General features: G+C 42.4%; 20 protein-coding genes. 8 read left to right on the top strand and 12 right to left on the bottom strand.

What is annotated here, in order from left to right; all coding sequences use genetic code 11:
• Window positions 1-82: 82 nt before the first annotated feature.
• Window positions 83-1,609, bottom strand: coding sequence for an exopolyphosphatase (gene ppx, locus OEG80_RS11810; protein WP_133103900.1), 1,527 nt, complete (start codon window positions 1,607-1,609; stop codon window positions 83-85).
• Between the two features lie 405 nt (window positions 1,610-2,014).
• Here ppx and OEG80_RS11815 point away from each other — a divergent pair, with 405 nt between their 5' ends.
• On the top strand, window positions 2,015-2,419 hold the full coding sequence (locus tag OEG80_RS11815) for a DUF962 domain-containing protein (RefSeq protein ID WP_263240990.1): 405 nt from the start codon (window positions 2,015-2,017) through the stop codon (window positions 2,417-2,419).
• An 86-nt stretch (window positions 2,420-2,505) separates the two neighbouring features.
• On the opposite strand, the gene hemL is transcribed toward OEG80_RS11815, so the two are convergent.
• Window positions 2,506-3,807, bottom strand: coding sequence for a glutamate-1-semialdehyde 2,1-aminomutase (gene hemL / locus OEG80_RS11820; protein WP_133103902.1), 1,302 nt, complete (start codon window positions 3,805-3,807; stop codon window positions 2,506-2,508).
• A gap of 98 nt (window positions 3,808-3,905) precedes the next feature.
• Window positions 3,906-4,259, bottom strand: coding sequence for a zinc ribbon domain-containing protein YjdM (locus tag OEG80_RS11825; RefSeq protein WP_011512544.1), 354 nt, complete (start codon window positions 4,257-4,259; stop codon window positions 3,906-3,908).
• Between the two features lie 295 nt (window positions 4,260-4,554).
• On the opposite strand from OEG80_RS11825, the gene ygfZ reads away from it, so the two are divergent.
• A complete protein-coding gene (ygfZ, locus tag OEG80_RS11830) occupies window positions 4,555-5,322 on the top strand; it encodes a CAF17-like 4Fe-4S cluster assembly/insertion protein YgfZ (protein ID WP_263240991.1) in 768 nt (255 codons plus the stop codon).
• 52 nt (window positions 5,323-5,374) lie between these two features.
• Complete coding sequence (locus tag OEG80_RS11835; protein WP_263240992.1) at window positions 5,375-6,694, top strand: D-amino acid dehydrogenase; 1,320 nt, start codon at window positions 5,375-5,377, stop codon at window positions 6,692-6,694.
• Between the two features lie 96 nt (window positions 6,695-6,790).
• Here OEG80_RS11835 and OEG80_RS11840 read toward each other — a convergent pair whose 3' ends face one another.
• Complete coding sequence (locus OEG80_RS11840) at window positions 6,791-9,016, bottom strand: molybdopterin oxidoreductase family protein (RefSeq protein ID WP_263240993.1); 2,226 nt, start codon at window positions 9,014-9,016, stop codon at window positions 6,791-6,793.
• Between the two features lie 496 nt (window positions 9,017-9,512).
• On the opposite strand from OEG80_RS11840, the gene OEG80_RS11845 reads away from it, so the two are divergent.
• The 3 genes from OEG80_RS11845 (at window position 9,513) to OEG80_RS11855 (ending at window position 11,818) form a co-directional block, all read left to right on the top strand.
• Window positions 9,513-9,716, top strand: coding sequence for a CsbD family protein (locus tag OEG80_RS11845; RefSeq protein WP_011512540.1), 204 nt, complete (start codon window positions 9,513-9,515; stop codon window positions 9,714-9,716).
• Window positions 9,717-10,619: 903 nt separating this feature from the next.
• A complete protein-coding gene (locus OEG80_RS11850) occupies window positions 10,620-11,243 on the top strand; it encodes a hypothetical protein (protein WP_263240994.1) in 624 nt (207 codons plus the stop codon).
• A gap of 203 nt (window positions 11,244-11,446) precedes the next feature.
• A complete protein-coding gene (locus tag OEG80_RS11855; RefSeq protein WP_011512538.1) occupies window positions 11,447-11,818 on the top strand; it encodes a hypothetical protein in 372 nt (123 codons plus the stop codon).
• 32 nt (window positions 11,819-11,850) lie between these two features.
• Here OEG80_RS11855 and OEG80_RS11860 read toward each other — a convergent pair whose 3' ends face one another.
• Window positions 11,851-12,162 carry an NGG1p interacting factor NIF3 gene (locus OEG80_RS11860; RefSeq protein WP_263240995.1) on the bottom strand — a complete coding sequence of 104 codons (312 nt, stop codon included), beginning with the start codon at window positions 12,160-12,162 and terminating at the stop codon, window positions 11,851-11,853.
• An 85-nt stretch (window positions 12,163-12,247) separates the two neighbouring features.
• Window positions 12,248-12,886: a DNA-3-methyladenine glycosylase gene (locus tag OEG80_RS11865; protein WP_263240996.1), complete on the bottom strand. Its 639-nt coding sequence runs from the start codon at window positions 12,884-12,886 to the stop codon at window positions 12,248-12,250.
• 209 nt (window positions 12,887-13,095) lie between these two features.
• On the opposite strand from OEG80_RS11865, the gene OEG80_RS11870 reads away from it, so the two are divergent.
• Window positions 13,096-13,599 carry a hypothetical protein gene (locus tag OEG80_RS11870; RefSeq protein ID WP_263240997.1) on the top strand — a complete coding sequence of 168 codons (504 nt, stop codon included), beginning with the start codon at window positions 13,096-13,098 and terminating at the stop codon, window positions 13,597-13,599.
• Window positions 13,600-13,672: 73 nt separating this feature from the next.
• On the opposite strand, the gene purC is transcribed toward OEG80_RS11870, so the two are convergent.
• The 4 genes from purC to OEG80_RS11890 form a co-directional block, all read right to left on the bottom strand.
• The gene (gene purC / locus OEG80_RS11875) at window positions 13,673-14,386 is read right to left on the bottom strand and encodes a phosphoribosylaminoimidazolesuccinocarboxamide synthase (protein ID WP_133103911.1); all 714 of its coding nucleotides are present in this window, start codon (window positions 14,384-14,386) and stop codon (window positions 13,673-13,675) included.
• Window positions 14,387-14,515: 129 nt separating this feature from the next.
• The gene (locus OEG80_RS11880; RefSeq protein WP_263240998.1) at window positions 14,516-14,851 is read right to left on the bottom strand and encodes a hypothetical protein; all 336 of its coding nucleotides are present in this window, start codon (window positions 14,849-14,851) and stop codon (window positions 14,516-14,518) included.
• Between the two features lie 14 nt (window positions 14,852-14,865).
• On the bottom strand, window positions 14,866-15,771 hold the full coding sequence (gene dapA, locus OEG80_RS11885) for a 4-hydroxy-tetrahydrodipicolinate synthase (RefSeq protein ID WP_263240999.1): 906 nt from the start codon (window positions 15,769-15,771) through the stop codon (window positions 14,866-14,868).
• Window positions 15,772-16,307: 536 nt separating this feature from the next.
• Window positions 16,308-17,765 (bottom strand): Do family serine endopeptidase, encoded by a 1,458-nt coding sequence (locus tag OEG80_RS11890; RefSeq protein ID WP_011512531.1) that lies wholly within the window; start codon window positions 17,763-17,765, stop codon window positions 16,308-16,310.
• A gap of 827 nt (window positions 17,766-18,592) precedes the next feature.
• Here OEG80_RS11890 and OEG80_RS11895 point away from each other — a divergent pair.
• Window positions 18,593-20,887, top strand: coding sequence for a cation:proton antiporter (locus tag OEG80_RS11895; RefSeq protein WP_263241000.1), 2,295 nt, complete (start codon window positions 18,593-18,595; stop codon window positions 20,885-20,887).
• 137 nt (window positions 20,888-21,024) lie between these two features.
• On the opposite strand, the gene tmk is transcribed toward OEG80_RS11895, so the two are convergent.
• Both tmk and mltG read right to left on the bottom strand, forming a co-directional pair.
• On the bottom strand, window positions 21,025-21,702 hold the full coding sequence (gene tmk / locus OEG80_RS11900) for a dTMP kinase (RefSeq protein ID WP_263241001.1): 678 nt from the start codon (window positions 21,700-21,702) through the stop codon (window positions 21,025-21,027).
• A 111-nt stretch (window positions 21,703-21,813) separates the two neighbouring features.
• Window positions 21,814-23,097, bottom strand: a complete 1,284-nt coding sequence (gene mltG, locus OEG80_RS11905) for an endolytic transglycosylase MltG (protein WP_263241002.1) — start codon at window positions 23,095-23,097, stop codon at window positions 21,814-21,816.
• Window positions 23,098-23,252: the final 155 nt, after the last annotated feature.

Here is a 23,252-nt window from a genome sequence, read left to right on the forward strand (position 1 = left end):
ATTACCGACAACACCGCTTTTGTTATGTTATTTCTAACCGCATTAATCAAGTAATCTATTAACAGTTTCAGCTGATAAAAAATTAAACCTCAATGACGCTTAGTTTGACGCCCCATTTGGCAAATTGTTCTATTTCAGTCTGCAAATCAGACAATAAGAAAGCATAGTGTTCGCTACTATCACCAACCATGATTTGCCAATGATTGTCATCATCTACTTTTAATTCTAATGTTGGTAATTCATAATCACTGCGACTGTGATGTGCCAGTACTGCCAAACGTAGCAGCAAGCACAGATAAACGAGCTGATCACCGCCGATAGTACACGTCTGCTCTAACATATCTGCTTTGAGCTTACGGCGATGATTCAACATCAGCTGTGCCATACGTTTTTGGTCGACTTGTGAAAACCCTGGAATATCAGAATGTTCCATCAAATACGCACTGTGTTTGTGATAGCTACTATGAGCAATCGCCAGTCCTATCTCATGTAAAAATGCAGCTCGCCTGAGTAGATCGCCATCTTCCGTACTGAGTCCAAGTTTAGTTTGCACTTGCCCAAAAAGGTGGCGACTGGTTTTGACTACTTGCTTAGCCTGCTTTTTATCGCCTGAATAGCGCTTAATCAGTGCCAATACACTGCGGTCACGTACGTCTTCACTGGCAAATCGTCCAAGCATATCGTACATGACACCTTCGCGTAGCGCGCCATCTGAGTAAGTAATAGCATCTACGCCCAACACCTTCATGACTGCTCGTAATACCGCAACGCCCGCTGGAAATACGGCTTTACGGTGCTCTTTGACGCCTTCTAAATCGATGTCATCAACGTTGCCAATTTTAAGTAATAATCTTTCTAACTTTTTAACACCTTTATAAGTGATGCGCTCTTGCTCGTCTGCCCAACCTTTTGAAACAAGGACGTTACGTACCGCTTTAATCGTACCACTCGATCCAATGGCGCTGCTCCAGCCTACTTTTTGGTAGCGCCCATTGATCGCCAGTACTTCTTTGCGCGCAGCCGATATGGCGTTGTTAAAGGCTTCTTTGGTAATTTGCCCATCAGCAAAATACTTCTGGGTAAAGGCAACACAGCCCATCTGTAAGCTCTCGGTCAATAATGGATCAAACTCTTGGCCAATAATAAACTCTGTTGAGCCGCCACCAATATCGATAACCAGACGCTTGTCACTACTGGCATTGGTATGCGAGACTCCTAAATAAATCAAACGCGCTTCTTCTCGTCCCGCGATAATCTCAATAGGCTTGGGTAAGATTTTATTGGCACGGCTGATAAAGTCATTGGCATTTTTGGCTTGGCGTAAGGCGTTGGTCGCAACAATACGAATACGCTCAGGAGGCACCGAATCTAAACGCGCCACAAAGCGGCTGAGACAGTCTAAACCACGCTGCTCCGCTGCTGCACCCAAAATATTATGCTCATCCAGTCCTGCAGCTAACTGAACTTTTTCAGACATAGACACCACTTTTCGCACTTCACCATGATCGAGGCGAGCAATGGCTAAATGAAAACTATTGGAGCCAATATCAATGGCTGCCATCAGTTCATCTTCTGCGAGTGGTGGATTTTTTAGGTTGTCTTTGGGCATAAGTAAGGTCGTTACCGTGTCAGATCAAAAGATAATTAAAAGGGTTTAGGCTTTTAAAATAGAAAGTACGTTGGATTAAAGTAAGGACTACCATATATAAAAAAGATAATAGTCACATAAATGATGGCAAGTTTTGCCATTAAAACATTTATGCCAAACGCTGGCAAGTAAGCGAAGACAACCGCTAAACAGCGGCTAAAAACAGGATAGATACTTTGTGAAGCAAAAAATATCTTCTGCCCTTAGCCATTATTTGTTCAATATTGGCTTGCTACCACCACTATTGTCTATATTATAATAGAGAACAAGTACTTACCTATGAGCTTTATGGTATCAAGCTATTTCATTCTACTGACAAGACTCATTACGGATAGATGAGACATAACCTACAAGGAAGCCAAATCGATGAATAACACCCCTACGCAAACGTCACAAACTAAAGAAATTACTGCCGAAAAAGACAGCCGGAACAATCTAATAAAAATGGATAGCTCAGACAAACCGTCATTTTATGACTTTTATCTTGATGAGCATCAAAATATGGCTTGCCGTAGATTGCATTTTGCAGGCAGTAGCTTTGGATTAATTGGACTGGCAAAATCTGTTAAGAATCGCTCAGCAAAACCCTTACTTAAAGGTATTGCCGCAGGATACGCTTGCGCTTGGGTCGGACATTTTTTCTTTGAAAAGAATAAACCCGCCTCTTTTAAATTTCCTTTAAAAAGCTTTGCTAGTGATTTTCGTATGTATGTAGACGTAATGCGAGGTAATTTAAGTCTGAGAGACCGTAAGTTTGATAAAGTGCGATAAATAAAACTTCCTTTATTACTCATAAAAAAACCAGCACAGTAATCTTGTCACTATGCTGGTTTTTTTAGACGCCTAAAACTGCTGTGTTACGCTTTTGCCATTTCTGCAAATATTTCATCAGCGGCTTTAATAGTCGCCTCGATATCTTCGTTACTATGCTTGATAGACATAAAGCCTGCTTCATAAGCAGACGGTGCCAGATAAATACCGCGATCAAGCATACCGTGGAAGAAGGTATTAAATAGCTCCATATCACACTCAGTCACATCATCAAAGTTTTGAGGTACAGTCGTCGCACTGTCTTTGACAAAGAACATTCCAAACATACCGCCCAATTTATTGGTGCGCATATTGATGCCATGCTTGTCAGCAGCCGCTTGGAAGCCATCAACCAAATGATCTACTTTCGCTGATAGCTCGTCATAGAAACCGTCTGCCGTTAAGTCTTCAAACATGGCGATACCGGCGCGCATCGCCAGCGGATTACCGGATAACGTACCCGCTTGATAGACACCGCCAAGTGGCGCGATGCAAGACATGACTTCTTTTTTGCCACCAAAAGCACCAACTGGCAATCCTGCACCGATGATTTTACCAAAGCAAGTCAAATCAGGGTCGATACCGAAGTGCGCTTGCGCACCGCCAAGTCCAACACGAAAGCCCGTCATCACTTCATCAAAAATCAATACTGCGCCATTGGCAGTACACTGCTCGCGCAACGTATCATGGAACTCTTGGCTTGGAATCACCATGTTCATGTTACCAGCGATAGGCTCTAAGATAACGCAGGCAATTTCCTCACCCCATTTCTCAAAACAGTCTTTAATCGCTTGCGGATTGTTATATGGAATCGTAATAGTATGCTTGGCAAAATCTGCTGGTACACCTTTTGAGGTTGGCTCACCAATATCAAGCATGCCTGAGCCTGCTTTTACTAATAGGCTGTCTGAATGACCATGGTAGCAGCCTTCAAACTTGACGATTTTGTCACGCTGAGTATAACCACGTGCCAAACGAATCGCACTCATAGTCGCTTCCGTGCCTGAGCTGGTCATACGAATCATCTCAACACTCGGGACGATTTCGCAAATTTTATCGGCAACGGTGGTCTCAAATGGCGTTGGCGTACCAAAGCTCAAACCATCATCAGCAGCTTTTTTGACCGCATCAATAACTTTTGGATGGGCATGACCCAAAATCATTGGACCCCAAGAGCCAACATAATCAATATAAGCATTGTCTTCGGTATCATAGATTTTGCTACCATTGGCACGGTGCATAAAGATTGGCGTGCCACCAACACCAGCAAAAGCTCGGACAGGTGAATTTACACCGCCAGGGATATGCTTACGTGCTTGCGCGAATAGTTGTTCATTTTTAGTGCTCATAGTTATTCTCTATTTAATCGTTTTTTATTTAGTGATTTTATACTTAGGGATTGTCTATTCAGTAATTTGTATTATTTTTTTCACAATAAATGTGTAGCTTAAGCTTTTTTAACTACCGATGATTTAAGTTTCATCGGACCATAGCCATCAAGCTTACAATCAATATCATGACCATCGGTCGCATCTGGCAATAGACGAATACTTTTTGCTTTTGTTCCTACTTTGATAACGGTTGAAGAGCCTTTGACTTTCAAATCTTTAATCACGGTCACGGCATCGCCGTCTTGCAGCTCATTACCAACGGCATCGCGAATGACCGCGTCTTGATCTTCAGATTGTGCTACATCGGTTTCTGCCACTGTCCATTCATGAGCACACATCGGGCATACCAGCAGCGCGCCATCTTCATACGTATATTCAGCATCACATTTCGGACAATTTGGTAAGCTCATAATTCCCTCGGCAGCCATCATATATTAGGTTTATTCCAGAGCTCACATTGTACCGTAACTCGCACTCTTTAACCAATTTGTACGCTTGAAAACCGCTGGCTGTGCCCAATTTAACGCTTGATAGCTATCTTAACGATGACGTTTTTTATGAGGGTGTTTTTTGTGGTACTCTTCTTAGCCTCATCTGATTTTATAATTGTTTATCTTGGCATAAAAATCTGAGCTATCATTTTTTGATACTTATTCTTAACATTTAGTGCTTTATAAAAAACCTCTTTTCAGAAGGACAATAACAATGACTCAATCTATCAATACGGCGGCATTGCCACAGTTTTCCCAATTATCTATCCAAGGCGAGGATGCCGAAAAATTTTTGCAAGGACAATTAACTTGTGATGTCACTAAGCTCGGTCTTAGCTATCAAGCCGCAGCCATTGGGAATTTAAAAGGTCGTATAGAATTCGGTATTTGGATTAAAAAACAAGCGGAAAAGCATTTTGACATGGTCATCAGTGCAGATTGCGCTGAGGCTTTCCAAGGACATTTAAAAAAATTCGGTGCCTTTTCAAAGTTTGATACTAGTGCCCCGACACCTATTTATCCTTGTGTTATTGATGAAGTGCCGACTTTTAGCCATCAGGACGACCACAATACATCTAAGAATATTCAAGCTTGGATGCAGTCTAGTATCGCAACTGGTAACTATTGGATAGTAGCGGCAACGCAAGGCGAATTCCAACCACAAGAGTTGCGTCTGCATCAGCGCGGCGGCATGGATTACGATAAAGGCTGTTATTTGGGTCAAGAAGTCATCGCCCGTATTTACTTTAAATCAGCGCCGAAAGCGTTTTTGCACTATGTAAAAGGAACAAATTTAAAAGGCTCAGGTACAACTCCTGCCGCTGGTGAAAAACTGGATAAAGTACAAGTCGTCAATGCGATTACTACTAGTGAAGGCTTTGAGGCATTGGTCGTGGCTCGTCCAGAACAGTTGGCTGAAAGTAGTCTGACCATATTGGACTTACCATTGGCGCTACAAGCGGATGTTGCTCGCCCTAAGTAATACCAGATAACAACGCTCTCATCTAATTTCATCAATCGCAGCAGAGTAATCTATGACCCATATTGCGGTACTCGGAGCAGGCGTGGTGGGCGTGACCACCGCATGGTATCTCCGCCAAGCAGGCTATGATGTGACCGTGATTGAGCGTGAGTCAGCGGCAGGTATGCAAACCTCATTTGCCAATGGCGGACAGATATCAGTCTCGCATGCGACCCCTTGGGCAAATCCTACTGCACCGATAAAAGCATTCAAATGGTTGTTTCGCGAGGATGCACCGTTGCTTTATCGATTGCGTGCGGATAAGACGCAAATTAAATGGGCGATGCAGTTTTTGCAAGAGTGCCGCGCAGATCGTGCTGATGCAAATTTAGTACAAATGGTACGTTTGGGATTGTACTCACGCGATGCTTTACAACAATTACGCACGGATATTGGGATTAATTACGAGCAGCAAACGCGCGGTATTATGCATTTTTATACCAATCAAGCGGAGTTTGATGCTGCAATAGCGCCTACAGAGCGTATGCAGGCGCTCGGCTGCGAGCGTTATGTGATTGACATCAATAATGCCGTTAGTCTCGAGCCAGCACTCTACCCCATTGCGCATAAGCTCAAAGGCGCGACATATACTAGCCGTGACGAATCAGGCAATGCCCATCTATTTACTCAGCGTTTAGCTAAGCACTGTATAAAGGCTGGCGTTAAGTTTTTATACGATACTGAGATCTTAGCGATTAATATGGATGCTGACTCTGCGCGTCCGCACGTACATAGCATTACCATTCGACCTAATGGCGAAAATGCACAAACCTTTAGTGCAGATAGCCATGTACTGGCACTTGGTAGCCATAGCGTCGCTTTAATGAAACCGCTTAGTATGCATCTGCCTATTTTCCCTGCCAAAGGCTACTCGGCCACTTATCAAATCAACCCACGAGCACCCCATTTAGCACCCTTTGTCAGTCTCATTGATGATGAGTTTAAGCTGGTCACATCGCGTCTCGGTGATAAATTGCGAGTGGCGGGGACAGCAGAGTTTAACGGCTACAACTTAGATTTGAATACCGTACGCTGTGAAGCCATTACTAGCCGCGTGCAGCAATTATTTCCAAAAGGAATCATTGCCAACTCTGTACAATATTGGACAGGGTTACGACCAATGACGCCCTCAAATGTCCCCTTAATAGGACGCGCGCATATGGGTAAGATCCGACATGGTAGTCGAAATATTGATGCCACTTTTGATAATTTATGGCTCAATACTGGTCATGGCACGCTTGGCTGGACGCATGCATGTGGTTCGGCTAAAGCGATTAGCTTATTGATACAGGGTGAGAGACCGCCAGTCGATTTTGATTTTATCGGTATCTAGATTTAGTCTAAGACAAATTAATAAGGTAAATAAAAAGCGCTTATCATTATAAATAAGCGCTTTCGAGTCCAATCTTAACTATAGGACTGATCGTATTTATGCAGCACTACCCGACTCGGCTTTTGAATGTAACGAAGAGTTCGAACTGTTTGACTCAGCAGCTTCTGAGAATATAGTTCCTGCATGTATAGCTTCCAATTGCACAGGGACGCCATTTACAGCGGCATTACCGCTTAACTCATCAATCAACGTATCATCTGTCAGATCATTCACACTGACACCTGCATGCGCTTGGGCGATTTTTTGCTTAACGCCTTTACGGCCGTGACCAAAGCCATGCGGAATACTCACTACCCCCGCCATCAACTCATCAGTGATTTCTGCTGCAACAATCACGCTACCGACGCGCGAGGTGACTTTCACGTCTTGACCATCCTCAATACCATATTGCGCAGCAGTATCTGGATGCAGCATGAGCGTACAGCGCGGCTTACCTTTGACCAAGCGATAGCTGTTATGCAGCCACGAATTATTACTGCGGACATGACGACGACCTATCAATAAAATCTCACTGTCATCATAATTTTGCATCATCGCTTGCACGCGGGCAAGATCTGCTTGATAAAAATCGACGTTAAGATGAATCTGCTTATCTTTGTGCCGTAAAGCTTGCGGCAGCATGGTTTTAAGCGGTCCTAAATCAAGACCATGAGCATTTTTCTTGAGCTTGTTCAGTGTCATGCCAGCATAAGGTCCACGCCGCAATCCTTGATCGAGTATGAATTTCGGTCCTAATCTCTCTATTAACAACCGTTCGACTTTAGTTGCTAAAGACGCTTTTTTATCCAAGCGCTTTGCCAGCTCTAGATAGATTTGCCAATCATGCTTGGCGTCTTTATTTTTACGAAACAACGCTTTTGAATATTTAGCAACGTTATGTACGGCAAAATTATTAAAGGTAACGTCGTAATGGTCGCGCTCTAGCGGTGAGACTGGTGGCAAAATAATATTAGCATGGCGACTGGTTTCATTAACAAAATAATCAATGGCGACCATAAAATCTAACTGTTCAAAGGCTTGATCTAATTTTTCGCCATTGGGTGTACTTAAAACAGGATTACCCGCTACCGTCATAAAGCCTTTTAATTGCCCCTCACCTTCGATCAATATCTCATCACTCATGGCAACCACGGGATATTCACCATTAAAGTCAGGCAGCTTGCTGACACGACTATGACGCTTACCCAAATACCCCGGACCAGAGTTATTCACCACATCGACTGCAGCATTCGGGAACATCAAACCGCCTACTTCATCTAAGCGCCCCGTCACGATATTAATAACCATAGACAAATACTGGCTTAATAAACCGAACTCCTGCACAGATATACCCATACGACCATAGCAAACCGAGCTTTTTGCTTCACAAAATTCTGTGACCAATCGCTTGATGTCGATTGCGGCTATACCGGTAATAGCGGCAACTGACTCTGCACTATAGTCTTTGGCAAAATCTGCCAGTCGCTCTATTTCTGGCGCAAGCGCCGCTGCTCTATTATTGATGCTTGCTTTATCGGCATAGCCTTGCAAATAAATCTCATTGAGCATCGCTAATAATAGCAACACGTCAGTCGCTGGACGAATAAAGTGATGCTCGCTTGCGATATCAGCGGTTTCAGTACGTCTTGGATCGATGACGACGACTTTGCCACCACGTGCTTTAACGTCTTTTAGTTTTTGGCGCATATTTGGTGCTGTCATGATACTGCCGTTAGACGCTAGCGGATTGCCACCGATAATGAGCATATAATTAGTACGGTTGACATCAGGCACAGGAATACGCAGCATATGCCCGAATAAATGCATGCTAACGATATGGTGCGGTAATTGGTCGACTGAAGTGGCAGAGAAGCGACTGCGCGTTTTGAGGCTGTTTAGCAGATACTTAATCGTTAGCATGCCACCCAGATTGTGTACATTGGGATTGCCCAAATAAACACCAAAAGCATTTTTGCCATGTTGTTTTTGCACTGCGCCAATACCAGCTGCGACTTTATCTAACGCTTCAGTCCAGCTAATTTCTTTCCAGCCTTTAGCCGTTCTTTCAACAGGATGACGCAGGCGGTCAGGATCCTCATGCAAATCTTGCAAGGCAGTCGCTTTTGGGCAAATATACCCTTTAGAAAATGGATCGCTCTTATCCCCTTTAATCGATAAAACCTTTTTGCCATCGTGCTTTATCTCTATACCACACATTGCCTCACACAGAGTACAGGTTCTAAAATGCGTCTGCTCTTTGGATTTGGTTTGTTCAGTCGCCACGGTCGCGCTCCCTGTTTTATATTATCATTCTCAATAAATCGATACTGAATTCCTTTTTAAGACTGTGATTACTGACAGTCTATTCTCTACTATATCTCGCTGATGGTGTAACTCATAGTCAAATGTGTGCACTGTAGTAACGCACCTTAGTTACGTACCTCACTGACAACACATCTTAATGATTACATAACTAGACTGCTCATAACATAGTCACGATTTTTTTTATAATTGAGCAACAGTATCAACATTGTCCATACAGACAATGCATTTTGAAATTCATATATTAGTAGCACAAGTTAGCCATTGGCTATTTGTAACGTAGTTAAGTGATTTAAGATACGCTATATAAGAAATAAGCTATTTAACAGCAATACTGTACTAGCAATAAGAATCATAAATAATAATTTGGATACTAAAGCGTGATGCAACCTGTTGATTTAACTTTTAAATAACAGCTACTGTAAAAGACGCAATGACTAAAACAAGGAAAATAGCAATGAATGAACATACTCTAAAAGGCGAGTGGAACCAAGTAAAAGGCTCAGCAAAGCAGAAATGGGCTGACCTTACTGATGACGACTTATTACATGTTGAAGGTAGCCGTGATAAGCTCGTTGGTAAAGTACAAGAGCGTTATGGTCATAGTAAAGACGATGCTGAGCGTGAAGTAGATGCATGGCGTACTGAAAATAAATACTAGTAAATAGTGCTGCTTGTAACAAGAGTTAAGATAAAATTTTTGTAGGCAGATTATTTAAACGAAAACCGCATTAGTTTCTAATGCGGTTTTTTTATGCTCAGCGTATCAGCAGATACTTATCAGGGACAAAGCTCAAACCTCAGACACGATAAAACCGCATAGCAATTAATTGTTATGCGGTTTTATTGTTAACTATCCTTGTTACCCATCACGGCTCTAATCGCTGCATCCTTGCAAGATATTGAGCATATTGTGACAGTTGGGCATCCTGCCCTTTTTACTACTAGTGGCATTATCTGCCTGCAACACGGGTTATGTGTCCTTAATCCAATTGCTATTATCATCCTGATGCTAGCCGTTGAAATATTATCCTTAATACGGTCAACTCAATCCTTGAGTCACATTCCCTTATGCCGTGTGTGTATAGTGTCAAATTATTGAGCTACTGTTAAGTCGCGTAAACGTCATTGCGTGTAAGCATATGCTTACGTGAGCTCAAATTCAGAATATCAAAAAACTTAACCATATGATATTAATAGCTTTTAACATAAATAACTATGTTTGAGTTAGAAAAAATTAATACAAACTACCTAAGTGTTAGCGATACTTGCTGTTCTAAGCAACACCTTAGTCACTCAAAGTATCGAATGCTTACGCAATTATTTGCAAAATTTACAACTTCTTAACACCAACGACACGTATTAATGAGCTTTAAGTCTTACTATGTGTATGTAAGAAAATATTTCAAGAATAACGATAATTAAGAACAAACATCCATAGTTTATAAGCATATTTTGCGTATTATTCATGATTGTTAGCGTTATTCTGCATTATATATTGACAAAATTTTGCAACTGTATATAAGCACTTTTTAAGTCAACTTATATCTTAGGAGATTCCATCATGAAAACGTTAAAACCTTTCTCGTTTAAAACTGTCCTTTCTGCCTCACTTGCATTTTCACTCGTCGGCGTTACTGCTGGCTGCGCTGTCGCCGGTTCAGGTTATGACAATTATCCGATATACAATGACAACAGCGGTTATAACCACGCTGAAAACAACCGTGCCATTCAGCAGCTGCGTCAGGATTTACGCCGTAAAGGTTATAACGTGATGGACGTCAGAACAGAGAGCTACCGCGGTAACCGTGTGCTGACGGTTCTTGCTAAGAAAAATAATCAAGCGTATGAACTAAAATACAGCTCACCAGATCTTAGGCTGATCAGCTCGACCAAAAAATCTTGGTCTAATGTCTGGGATGATAAAAACGACTATAAAGATAATGGCAAATATAAAGATAAACATTATAAAAATGAAGATAGCATCAAAAACGAATCACGTTATCCAGCGATTAAACGCCGTGCTATCAATAAAGTTGAGGGTATGGGTTATCGAGTCAAAGATATCGAGTTTGAACAAAAGAACAATCGTGGCGTGTTTGAGATTGAAGCCAAACGCGGCTCACAAGAGTATGAGATTACACTTGGCTATCCAAACTTGAATGTAATCAAGATTAAAAAAGATTAATGTTAAAGCCATAGCATCCAAATAACATTTATTCGTTCTATTATTTATCAAATTTTGGCATCATTTAGTATTTGATGTCCGCGGTCAAATAAGCCAGCCCTTGGTTTATTTGACCATTTTTTATCGCTTTTTTTTGTTTATCGTATACTATCTATTTATCGTCGTTTCATACGCAATTTTCATATCATTACTGAGATCATCTTATGAACATTAACTCTTTACTAAAAACCACAGCAGCGGGCAGTATGGCAGCAGTGCTATTAACGATAACCACAGGTTGTGTTACGACACCTGGATATAACCCTTATGGCGATCTTTATGAAGATATTTATAAAGACAGTAGCGTCTATAAGAAACATAAGGAAACCATCAATAACGTTGATAAAGATATTTACCGTCCTGCTATCGAGCAAAGAGCAGCAAATAAAGTCCGTAGTATGGGTTACCGTGTTGAAGACGTTAAATACAAAAAAGGCGACAACAAAATAAAAGTAAAAGCATACCGCGGTGGTGAAGATTATAAAATCGAGCTTGGCTATCCCGGCTATAATGTCTTAAAAATAAAAGAAGACTAATAGTCTGTTTTAAGAAGCATTGAAAACTGCGATCAAAAATCTAAGACTTCAATCACATCATAAGCAGGTGTTTCATAAGGATGCCCCTGCTTTAATGCGATAATGACATCACCAATATTAACCTTCGCAACCACCATCTCTACCCGCCATTCATTGACTTTCTCTAAGCTGTCCTGTGTACCAATATGTGGCGTGCTACCTACGAGTGGCATGAATTGCCCTATCCCCTGCACTTGCCAGCAACATTGCTCATAATCGCCAATTTTGCCAGCACCTGCTGCAAATAGCGCCGACTTTACCTGTTCTAATACTGAGTCTGGTACAAAAACGGTGAGTTTATACATGTCCTAGCCTCATTAAATAGCAACCTTATTAAATTAATCGCCTCATCAAATACTTGAAAATTAAGTTAAAACTATAAAAAAATTTCTACTTTTTTGACAAAGAAGGGTGATCAGTCCATATATAACGCAGCAACCACTCTTTTGCGTCGCCAGCATAATCAATGCCGATACGGGGGCGTAATGATACTAGCGGCTGACAACCGTCATCCTCCACCCAAACTTTTGACGCAGGAGTGATTGGCTTACCGTATAACGTTCTATCTATCTGTAAGCCCTTGGTCAGCTTGCCAGGACCTGCCAGCTGTTTGATATGATTAAGTTGTTTATTAACGTCTAATAATTGCTCATTCATTAAGCGAGCGCTATCCTCTATTAAAAATCCAGCACGTATTAAAACAGCTTCTGGCGATTCTGTTGGTCCACTGACCAAATTGAGCATATGATGAATACCATAAGTCAGGTATACATAAAAAACACCGCCTATATGGTACATAATCTCTGTACGCGGCGTACGTGTGCCTGCATGCGCATGACACGCAGCATCCCCCTTGCCAATATAGGCTTCTGTCTCTGAGATACGCATACGCAAGATTTTTTGTTGACCATCGCTGTCTGTCAGCTCTCGACACAACACCTTGCCAATTAAGTCGGCAGCCACCACGCAAGTGGGACGGGCAAACCAAGATGGCTCCAAAACACTCGATACAACTTGAGACGCTAACATCAGTCATAACCTTTTTATAAGGGTTTGTATTTACACTCTATTATCACAGCAGCATAAATTTAACATAAAAAGCCATCAAAGGCTGTCTGATAGCGACCACCATTACTTATTGCAACTGATGTTATACAGACAGTTAACTCAATATAATAGTAATCTTGATCCCAGATATACCACACTAAAAAACATAATTAAATTAAAAGGATATAACAATGAGTAACTCTAATAGTCAAGGCAATAAGCAGCAAAATGGTAGTGATAAAGCAGAAGACAAAAAAAATGATGTAAAAGACAACAACACTGCCAATGACACTAAAGATCAGAATACTGATAAAGGTTCTGATAGTAAGAATTCAAATAATAGCTCAGACAACAAAGACAACAAAGACAACAAAGACAACAAAGACAACAAAGACAACAAAGACAACAAAGACAACAAAGACAACAAAGACAACAAAGACAACAAAGACAACAAAGACAACAAAGACAACAAAGACAACAAAGACAACAAAGACAACAAAGCATCAGATAAAGACGATAGTAAAGATAGTAAGTCTTCAAATAAAAATGCTAAAAGTAAGGGCGATAAAGACTCTTCTTTAGCTGATACTGCTACTACAAAGGCAAAAGAAGTGGTCGGTACATTAGCAGATAAAGCGGCAGATGCCATGGAGTTTGCTGCTAAGAAAATCAAAGACGCTCGTAAAGACAGCTAATAAATTTAAGTGCAAAAAAAACTGAGCCATGGCTCAGTTTTTTTATGTTTTAACGGTTGTAATTTTTCTACATTTAGCTCAGTGGTACACCGATACGGCTTGCCACTTCTTCATAAGCTTCGATGACATCACCTAATGACTGACGGAAGCGGTCTTTATCGAGCTTCTTCTTAGTGGCTTTATCCCAAATGCGGCAGCCATCTGGTGAGAACTCATCACCTAAGACGATACGGTCATGAAATACACCAAACTCTAGTTTGAAATCTACTAGTATCAAATCACCAGCATCAAACAGCGCTGTCAAAACTTCATTTACTTGATGACTCAGCTCTTTCATTTTAACAAGCTGTGCTTCATTTGCCCAGCCAAGAGAAATTGAGATTGACTCATTAACCATCGGATCGCCAAGCGCATCATCTTTATAGAACAGCTCGTAAGTCGGTGGCGTCAAAGCCTGACCTTCTTCCAACCCTAAACGACGTACCAAACTGCCCGCAGCAAAGTTACGCACAACGCATTCAACCGGAATCATATCCAAACGCTTGACCAACACTTCATCATCAGACAATTGCTTTTCAAAATGCGTCTCGATACCAGCGTCAGCAAGCTTTTGCATAATAAACGCGTTAAAGCGATTATTAACCACGCCTTTGCGTGCAAGTTGTTCAATACGCTTACCATCAAGCGCTGAGGTGTCATCACGGAAATGTAAAATCAGCAGGTCGTTGTCTTCTGTTTCATAAACAGATTTGGCTTTGCCTTTATAGAGCAGTTCTTGCTTTTGCATTAGGAGGTTTCCTGTTCGTTCAAGCTTATGTGGTAAAAACGCGCAGCGACCGCTGATAACTTATAAAACCAATGAGATACATTAGTATTGATAAAAGCATCAGCGGCATAGATAAGGTTAAAAAAGACTTTATTCAGTACGACTCGCAACAGCGCGTTGCGGTTTTGGTAGCTGGTACTGTTTACCAGACTCGTTCTGTAATGTGAGCGTATTGGCGCCTGCATTAGGGGTTGGGTAAAGCGGTACAAAAGGTGCAGTCTCTTGAGCAGCTGGCAGCTGTAACGGCGTCAACTTTTTACTTTGCTGATACTCTAGGCTACCATTGTCACGCTTACCAATAAATTCTTTTGTCGCTTGGCAGCCGCTTAATACTAACGTACTACCCAACACGACCGTCATTACAGCAGGGAATATTTTTGCAGTCATTGATGATACTTTCATCATATTATCTCTCTGAGTTAGCATTTACACGCATCATTTTATAATAAGTTTGCACGAACCAAAGCACTATCAATCGTCGCGTGATGTTGCTCGGCTAGCCATACTAGCGGCAGGCGAATACCTTGATCTATCATACCCATTTTGTGCAAAGCGTACTTGGCTGGAATAGGGCTTGATTCGATAAACAAGTCACGATGTAAATGTTTAACGATATCATGTACTTGATTGGCGGTATCGAAATCACCGCGCAAGGCTGCTGTAAAGGTTTCACTCATCGCTTTTGGTGCGACGTTGGCAGTCACAGAAATATTCCCTTTACCACCAAATTTCATCAGCTCAAGGGCACTACCATCATCACCAGACAAGACAATAAGACGATCGCCAACTGCTTTTATTAATTGTTCACCGCGAGCAACAGAACCTGTCGCGTCTTTGATAGCAACGATATTATCGATATCCGCTAAACGCTCGACTGTTTCTTGCGCGATATCAACGACGGTGCGTCCAGGGACGTTATACAGCATTTGCGGGATATTAACAGCTTCAGCAATGGCTTTGTAATGTTGATATAAGCCTTCTTGTGGCGGCTTGTTATAATAAGGGGCGACCAATAATGCACAATCTGCACCGGCATCTGCGGCATCTTGGGTCAGCTTAATGGCTTCCACCGTATTGTTCGCACCAGTACCTGCAATCACCGGCACACGACCTTTAACATGCTGTACAAAATAGCGAATGACATCGCTGTGCTCTTGCATTGACAAGGTTGCAGATTCGCCAGTGGTACCAACAGCGACAAGGCAATGTGTGCCTTGTTCAATCTGCCAATCTATGAGGTCTGCCAGACGTTTATAATCGACCGTGCCGTCACGAAGCATGGGCGTTATCAAAGCTACCATTGAGCCTTGTAGTCGGGTTTTAATATCGTCGTATGCTGTGCTCATAACTGTGCCTTACTCTCGTATCCTAGCTTTGATTAAAGCTATCACATGATAGGTCGTTTGCAAGTACCAATGCATATTTTGAAGTATTCATTGTCAAATAGCTGCATGGATACTATAAATAATATGCATGCTCTTAAACATCATTGGTAAGATCTTGCTCGAGGTTAATACTGAATGTTTGTATGTCTTATACCGTCCTTGACGCCATTTTATCTGACATTAATAGGATGATTATCTCGCTATAAAAACGCCTGCTAGTGTAGCATATTTTGGATTGACCGCTATCAATCAATTAATGCCAAAGCAAGCCATTCTGAAAATAATTACCCAGCTGCTTCAATCTCATTTGCCATTAATATACAGTAAAATGGATAAAATCTAACTTTTAAACCAAACCGTCAGTTTAGCGTAATTGCCAAGGGACGATAAAACCTTTTTAAGCCTTTTAACCAATCGTCAACACATCGTTGGCTAGCCGATACAAGCAAACAAACGCTTATGTCCTTTTGTGCCACAAGTAATAGCAATATCTTTAACTACTCTATCCGTAATCCAATAATACCGGGGATACCTTGACGCATAACTTCGATCGTCACCACTCCCTTTTTAGGCAATACCGACACCGCACTCGAAACATCATTAACGGTTTTAATCGGTTTTTGATGTAGGTTGGTAATGATATCGCCTGCTAATATGCCTGAGCGTGCTGCCAATCCAGTTGGTTCAATCGCTGTGACCAAGACACCAGTTTTATTATCAGAAGCCAGCTCTGCTTGTTCCTCTGGGGTCAAATTACGTAAGGCTAAGCCCAGACTTATCTCGTTATTTTGCTGACCACGGCTTTGTGATTGCATGTCATTTGAGGCATCACTCAGCTTGCCAGTGACAAGCGATTGCTTACCATTACGCTGGATTTGCATGCGAAAGCCATCATTGGGACGCGCGCGATTAATCAGGTTCAATAAATCAGAGGCTTCCATAATTTGGACATCATTGTAGCGTAAAATAATATCCCCTGATTTTAGTCCTGCTTTTTGGGCAGGTGAATCAGGCGACACGCGTGTCAGTAACGCCCCTTGCGGACGCGCTAGGTTATAGGCTTCGGCGAGATTGCGATCGATATCTTGCGGATAAATACCTAAATAAGCACGCTCAACCTTGCCATTGGTTTTGAGCTGCTCATAAACATCCATTGCCGCATCAATCGGGATGGAGAACGACAATCCCATATAACCACCGGTGCCACTAAAAATACGTGAGTTAATGCCAATCACTTCACCGCGCTGGTTAAATAAAGGTCCGCCTGAGTTACCAGGATTCAATGCCACATCGGTTTGAATAAATGGCACACTGGTTTCACGCGAAAAGTTACGTGATTTGGCGCTGACAATACCTGCTGATGCTGAATAATCGAAACCAAATGGCGAGCCAATGGCCAGTACTGGTTCACCGACTTTTAGGCTATTAGAATCACCAATCGGTAGCGCTGGGAATTTTTTGCCTGTGACCTTTAATACTGCCACATCCGAGCGCTCATCGCTGCCAACTAAGGTCGCATCCAGCTCAGTTCTGTCATTGAGAGTCACTGTAATTTTGTCTGCGCCCGCCACTACATGGTGATTGGTCAGCATATAACCATCATCGGTCACAAAAAATCCCGTGCCATACGCATGCTCAATCGCTGGTGTCGCAGCTTGATCAGGGATACGTAGGCGATCACCAAAGAATTTCCGTAACAGCTCAGCCGTTTGGGCTTTTGCAAGCTCAGCCTCACTCACAGTTTTGGTCACATTGACGCGTGCCACCGCTGGCGTGACTTGCTGTACCAATCCTGAAAAATCCGCTGTGGTGACAGCTGCTTGCGCACTTGGCATAGTGTTGAGATTAATACCAACAACCATGGTAGTAGCGACAGCGATTGCCAAGGTGCTGCGTTGAAGCAAGCGCTGCATGGTAGCTATGGTGATTTTCGATTTAGATATGTCGATTGGCATCTTATCCCTCATCCAAGTGATTTTTATAATTTTTGTGAGTAGCTATGCTATTAACTTATAGCACGGCTTGGCATTTTAATTCATGATTAATGAATATTACTTTTATCTTAGTTTATAGAGTATTTTTGCTGACTGCAGCTTAGTTTGTCATCTATTGAGCATCTATCTCAATACGGTAAGTTAACTTGAATATGCTAATTGCACTATACGCTAAACCACACACTGCAAACTCAGAATCATCTGAATACGATTATGACTTGCGACGTCACTTAAGGACTTCATCGAGCTAGCATGATAGCTATTAGAATCACTGATTAACCATAGCTAGTGAACAACATCGTTGCAGCATTCAGTCGCTAGTTCATCACCAAAATGACTTATGCTGTCTGTCTTTTTAAGAGTCTTGTAACGCTTTGGGTGACAGTGAGCACTCAGTTATATAAAATAAAATCATGTTATGATAACCAGTAAAACACATTTAAAACAAACAAAAGTTAGCGCTGAAACTTATTAATGTTTCATTGTTTAAATTGGCTATTATTTTACCGTATCTTCTTTCTTTTGCACTTCTGGCTATTAGATCTTATATTCTAAAGCTCCGCGACTTTATCTAGAAGCGTATTCATCTTTGCTATTATTCTGTGTTTGCTACTATATAGTATACATGACTCTTGCTGTGACTCTTGCGGTAACCGTCGATAGCGATTTTTGATAGCGACTTTTAATAGTGATGTGAATGAATCATGAACTAAAAAACCGTCTATGCTAAATGCTATAGCCTCGAATCGCTCTACAGCATGACTATATTATTATAAAAGGATTAATTTATGGATACCGCCCTATTGTTATCCGGCGTGGTTGGGATTGGCATTGCCGCCCAATGGTTGGCTTGGTATTTAAAGCAACCGTCCATTTTGTTTTTATTACTGATTGGTATTATAGTGGGTCCAGTATTAGGGGTTTTCGATCCTGACTTAGTACTCGGCGAACTGATGTTTCCCTTTATCTCACTAGGCGTAGCGATTATCTTATTTGAAGGATCGCTGACCTTAGAGTTTGAGGAGATTAAACAACACGGCTCTGTAGTACAGATGCTGGTTTCCGTCGGTGTGCTAATCACTATCGCTATCGTGTCGCTGTCGACGTATTTGCTCTTTGATATCGACCCTATTATTGCCTTATTGTTTGGGGCATTGGTCTGCGTGACTGGTCCAACGGTCATCATGCCGTTACTGCGCAGTGTACGACCCAATAAAACCATCTCCAATATCTTAAAATGGGAAGGTATCATTATCGACCCTATCGGCGCGATTGCGGTGGTACTGGTCTATGAATATATTATCTCAGGTGGTGAAGCCAGTAGTATTTTGCTGTTTGCTAAGATTGTGGTATTGGCAGTAGCAATGGGGCTAGCTGGCGCGTGGGCATTAGCATTTTTGATGCGTCGCCATATGATTCCTGAATTTTTACGCAATGTTTTTACCCTTGCTTTTGTACTGGTGTTGTTTTCAATCTCCAACCATCTGGAACATGAATCCGGTTTATTGACGGTGACTGTACTTGGGGTTGCGCTGGCCAATTGGCCAAAATTCCCACGTGATACGATTTTAGAGTTTAATGAATCGCTCACCATCTTATTGGTGTCAGTCTTATTCATTATTCTTGCAGCGCGTGTTGAGCTGGAAAGCTTATTGAGCGTCGGTTTTGCAGGTCTCGTGCTACTAGCGATTGTGATGTTTGTCGCCCGCCCCTTATCGGTTTGGGTATCATCTATCGGCTCTAACCTAAAGACCAAAGAAAAGCTGATGATCAGCTGGATTGGGCCGCGTGGTATCGTTGCTGCTGCCATCTCATCACTCTTTGCCATTCGTCTACAAGAGTATGATATTCAAGGGGTTGAGCTACTAGTGCCTTTGGTGTTTTTGGTCATTATTGGTACGGTGATGATTCAGGGTTTGGGCGCAAAAATGGTAGGGAACTTTTTGGGTGTACGTGAACCTGAAACCAACGGTATTTTGGTTGTGGGCTCAAACCCTGTCGCTTTGTTGGTCGCTACCTCGCTAAAGGATCAGGGCTTTGATGTCATCGTTGCTCATAATAACTATACCAACATCGCTAGCGCGCGCATGAGTGGCTTGCGTACTTACTTTGGCAATCCTGTCTCTGACCACGCTGACCATCATTTGGATCTCATCGGTATCGGACGTTTATTTGCTATGAGTATGGATAAAGAGCTGAATACTTTATCCGAGATTCACTATCGTCATGAGTTCGGTGAGCGCAAACTGTACCGCTTAAAGTTTAGCGATGAAAAAGTCAAAAGTGAGCGCGATGACAAGCAAGGAAACTTCCATTCGCAGTGGCTATTTGGCAAAGATGTGACCTATACCAAGCTTGCCAGTATGCTGTCCAAGAAAGCCCGTATTAAAATCACCAATATCACCGACAGCTATAGCTTTGAGCAATATAAAGCCGATAATAAGCAATTTGTGCCGCTTTATACGGTCGATAAAGAAGGCAAGCTACATGTAATTACTGACAAATTCGATGGTACGGTGCCGCGTGATCGCAAGCTTGTTTCATTGGTCGTCGATGATGACGTACAGCCAAAACCGGTCGATGTGACGCCGCAACAAGAGCAAGCGCGCGCTGCAGCTGACGCAAGCTTTGAGTCCGACTCTAAAGCGCCTGAAAAACGCCAAGAAATAGAGCTGGCGGACGATGATAGTGATGTAGAGGAAGCATCTTTGATAGATAACGACAAAGACACTGAACAAAATCTACCTAATGATGTGTCAGCTGATGCTAGCTTAGCGTCTAATCCATCTTCAACCATGCCAACAGCATTAAATGATGAAGGAGCTAACGAAAAAATAGCAACCGCTGAATCTGCTGGTACTAGTCAGGTCAATCCCGAAGTATTGCCAGCGAATCCTAATACGCCAGTAATACCGAAAATAGCCAGCAATAATAAAGACAGTGGTAACGGTAATGGCAGTGCGCCTAAAAATAAAAACGGCTCTCTAGACCCCAACCGTTTACCGGACTCAGGCCAAGATAAAGCGGTCAAGAGTAATACTGCTGAAGCTGTATTAAGTAAAAATGTAGGTAAAAATGATTGAGATACTAGTCATATAGATAAAACCTAAATAAACAACGCTTAAATAGTGTTTATTAAATGCCTATCAATTAACAAAGCCCCAACTAGTTAGTTGGGGCTTTTTATTGGAGCAAGCTTATTTCTTTATGAAAATGTCTATTAAATAACCAACTTCTCTTCGATCGTCTGCCATATTCGTGTGCTGACCTCATTAGCGCTGCCTGAGGCATCAATACGCTGGATACGTTCAGGCTGCTCGCTAGCAAGGACACTAAAACCTTGATGTACTCTGGTAAAAAATTCCGTCGCTTGCTGTTCAAAGCGGTCAGCGGCACTGCGTTTATTAGCACGTGCCATGCCTTCTAATACTGGTAGATCTAGCCACAGTGTAAGCTCGGGTAATTGCACCACAAACTGCTCGATAAGCATGTCAATTTTGGCACGGACAATCGCATCGCCATCTGCACGTCCAAAGCCTTGATAAGCAACCGTCGAGTCGGTAAAGCGGTCACATATTACCCATGTACCACGTTGCAGCGCTGGCAAAATGACTTGCTGCATATGATCACAGCGCGCAGCAAACATGAGTAGCAACTCTGTATCATCGTTGATAGCGGTATTCGGGTCTAACAATATCTCGCGCAAGCGTTCAGCAAACGGACTACCACCCGGCTCGCGGGTGCGCAGATAATCAATGCCGCGCGCTTGCAGACGCGCACATAGTTGCTCAATCGCCGTGGTTTTACCAACACCTTCAGTGCCCTCAAAACTAATAAAACGCCCGTGAATGGGCGTAGTGGTGGTTTGAGAAAGCGGCGCTTGTATGGATGCTGACATGATATGACCTTATGTCATTGTTGAGCGTTATCATTACTTTTATTTTTATAACGATAATGCTCAATAAATGATGGTTTTTTAAAGCAATATAAATAGCAACATAAAATAGTGTTACTGCGACGGCGTTTGAGCTTTCTTCTCACGCATGACACCGAGATACTCTTTAACTGCTTGATTGTGCTCAGCTAGGCTATTGGTAAATTTATGCCCACCGTTGCCTGTCGCCACAAAATATAGCGCTGCGCTATCGGCAGGATGTAAGGTTGCTTCGATAGAAGCCGCTGACGGCAGTGCAATGGGTGTCGGCGGCAAACCATCGATTTGATAGGTGTTATAACCCGTTTTTTCATCGATGTCTTTACGGCGAATATTGCCTTCATAGCGGCTGCCCATACCATAGATAATGGTAGGATCCGTCTGCATACGCATGCTTTTGTTCAAACGATTATTAAAGACGGCTGAGACCAAAGGACGCTCTGCTGCCACACTGGTTTCTTTTTCGATAATAGACGCCATCACCAGTGCCTCATAAGGAGTCTGATAAGGGAGATTTGGCGCACGGTTTTCCCATGCCTTGGTCAGCGCTTGCTGTTGGCGTTTGTACAAGTCGGTCAATACCTTCTTGTCGGTAGTGCCTTCCCCATAATAATAAGTATCAGGGGCAAACCAGCCCTCAAGATTGTGATTGACGATAGGATCATTACTATTGGCAACTGCATCCGGCAATATGCCAACCAAATCTAACGCTTCTGCGATGCTAGCATTCGTACTGTCAGCGGTCAGCACTTCTTTTTTGATGCCTTTGTTATCACGTAGCGCCTGATACAAATCTTTTGAGGTTTTGCCCTCGATAATTTGTACTTTAACCATCGCCGCTTTTACCCCTTGCCCAAGCACGTGTAGCGCTTCAGCAATAGTAGGGTTTTCCGGTAATTGGTAAATACCTGCGTGCAATGGACCATCGACTTGCGTTTTCATATAAAGCTTGGCAATCGTGGCAGAAAATAGCGGAATTTCCTGTTGCCACTGCGGTAGCAACCCGTAATAGGTCTGACCCTTTTCAATCGTCACCATTTGCTGCGGCTGTTCAATCCGACCAAATAAGGTCTGATAAACCATGACTAAGAAAAATGCAGCAATTAACCCGAGTACCAACAACACTTGATAACCGCGCTGCATAAAGAATGAAGGGTTATCGGCTTTATAATGACGTGGTTTATTATTACCACTTATGAGCGAGACATCTGTAGGCGGAACTTCCTCTACACCTGTCTCATCGACTGGCTTTGAATTCAAAGGTACCCCGTCGATACGCTCGTCAGCAGTACCTTTTTGGTCATTCGATAGCGTATCATTAGGACGTTCAGGAGGCGTTTCAGGGGTTGGCGTGCTCATGGTCACTCGCGAGGCAGAAGTTTGCTAGAATTTAGCACTGAACCGCTTATTTTTCAATGGGATTTGCTTAGCTTATCCATTAACTTAGCGTTTAAGCTCATTTATATGGCTTAATACTCATATCGCTTATGTATCACTTCAAATCTTTCCTTTAA

Source organism: Psychrobacter sp. SC65A.3 (assembly GCF_025642195.1).
Lineage (GTDB): Bacteria > Pseudomonadota > Gammaproteobacteria > Pseudomonadales > Moraxellaceae > Psychrobacter > Psychrobacter cryohalolentis.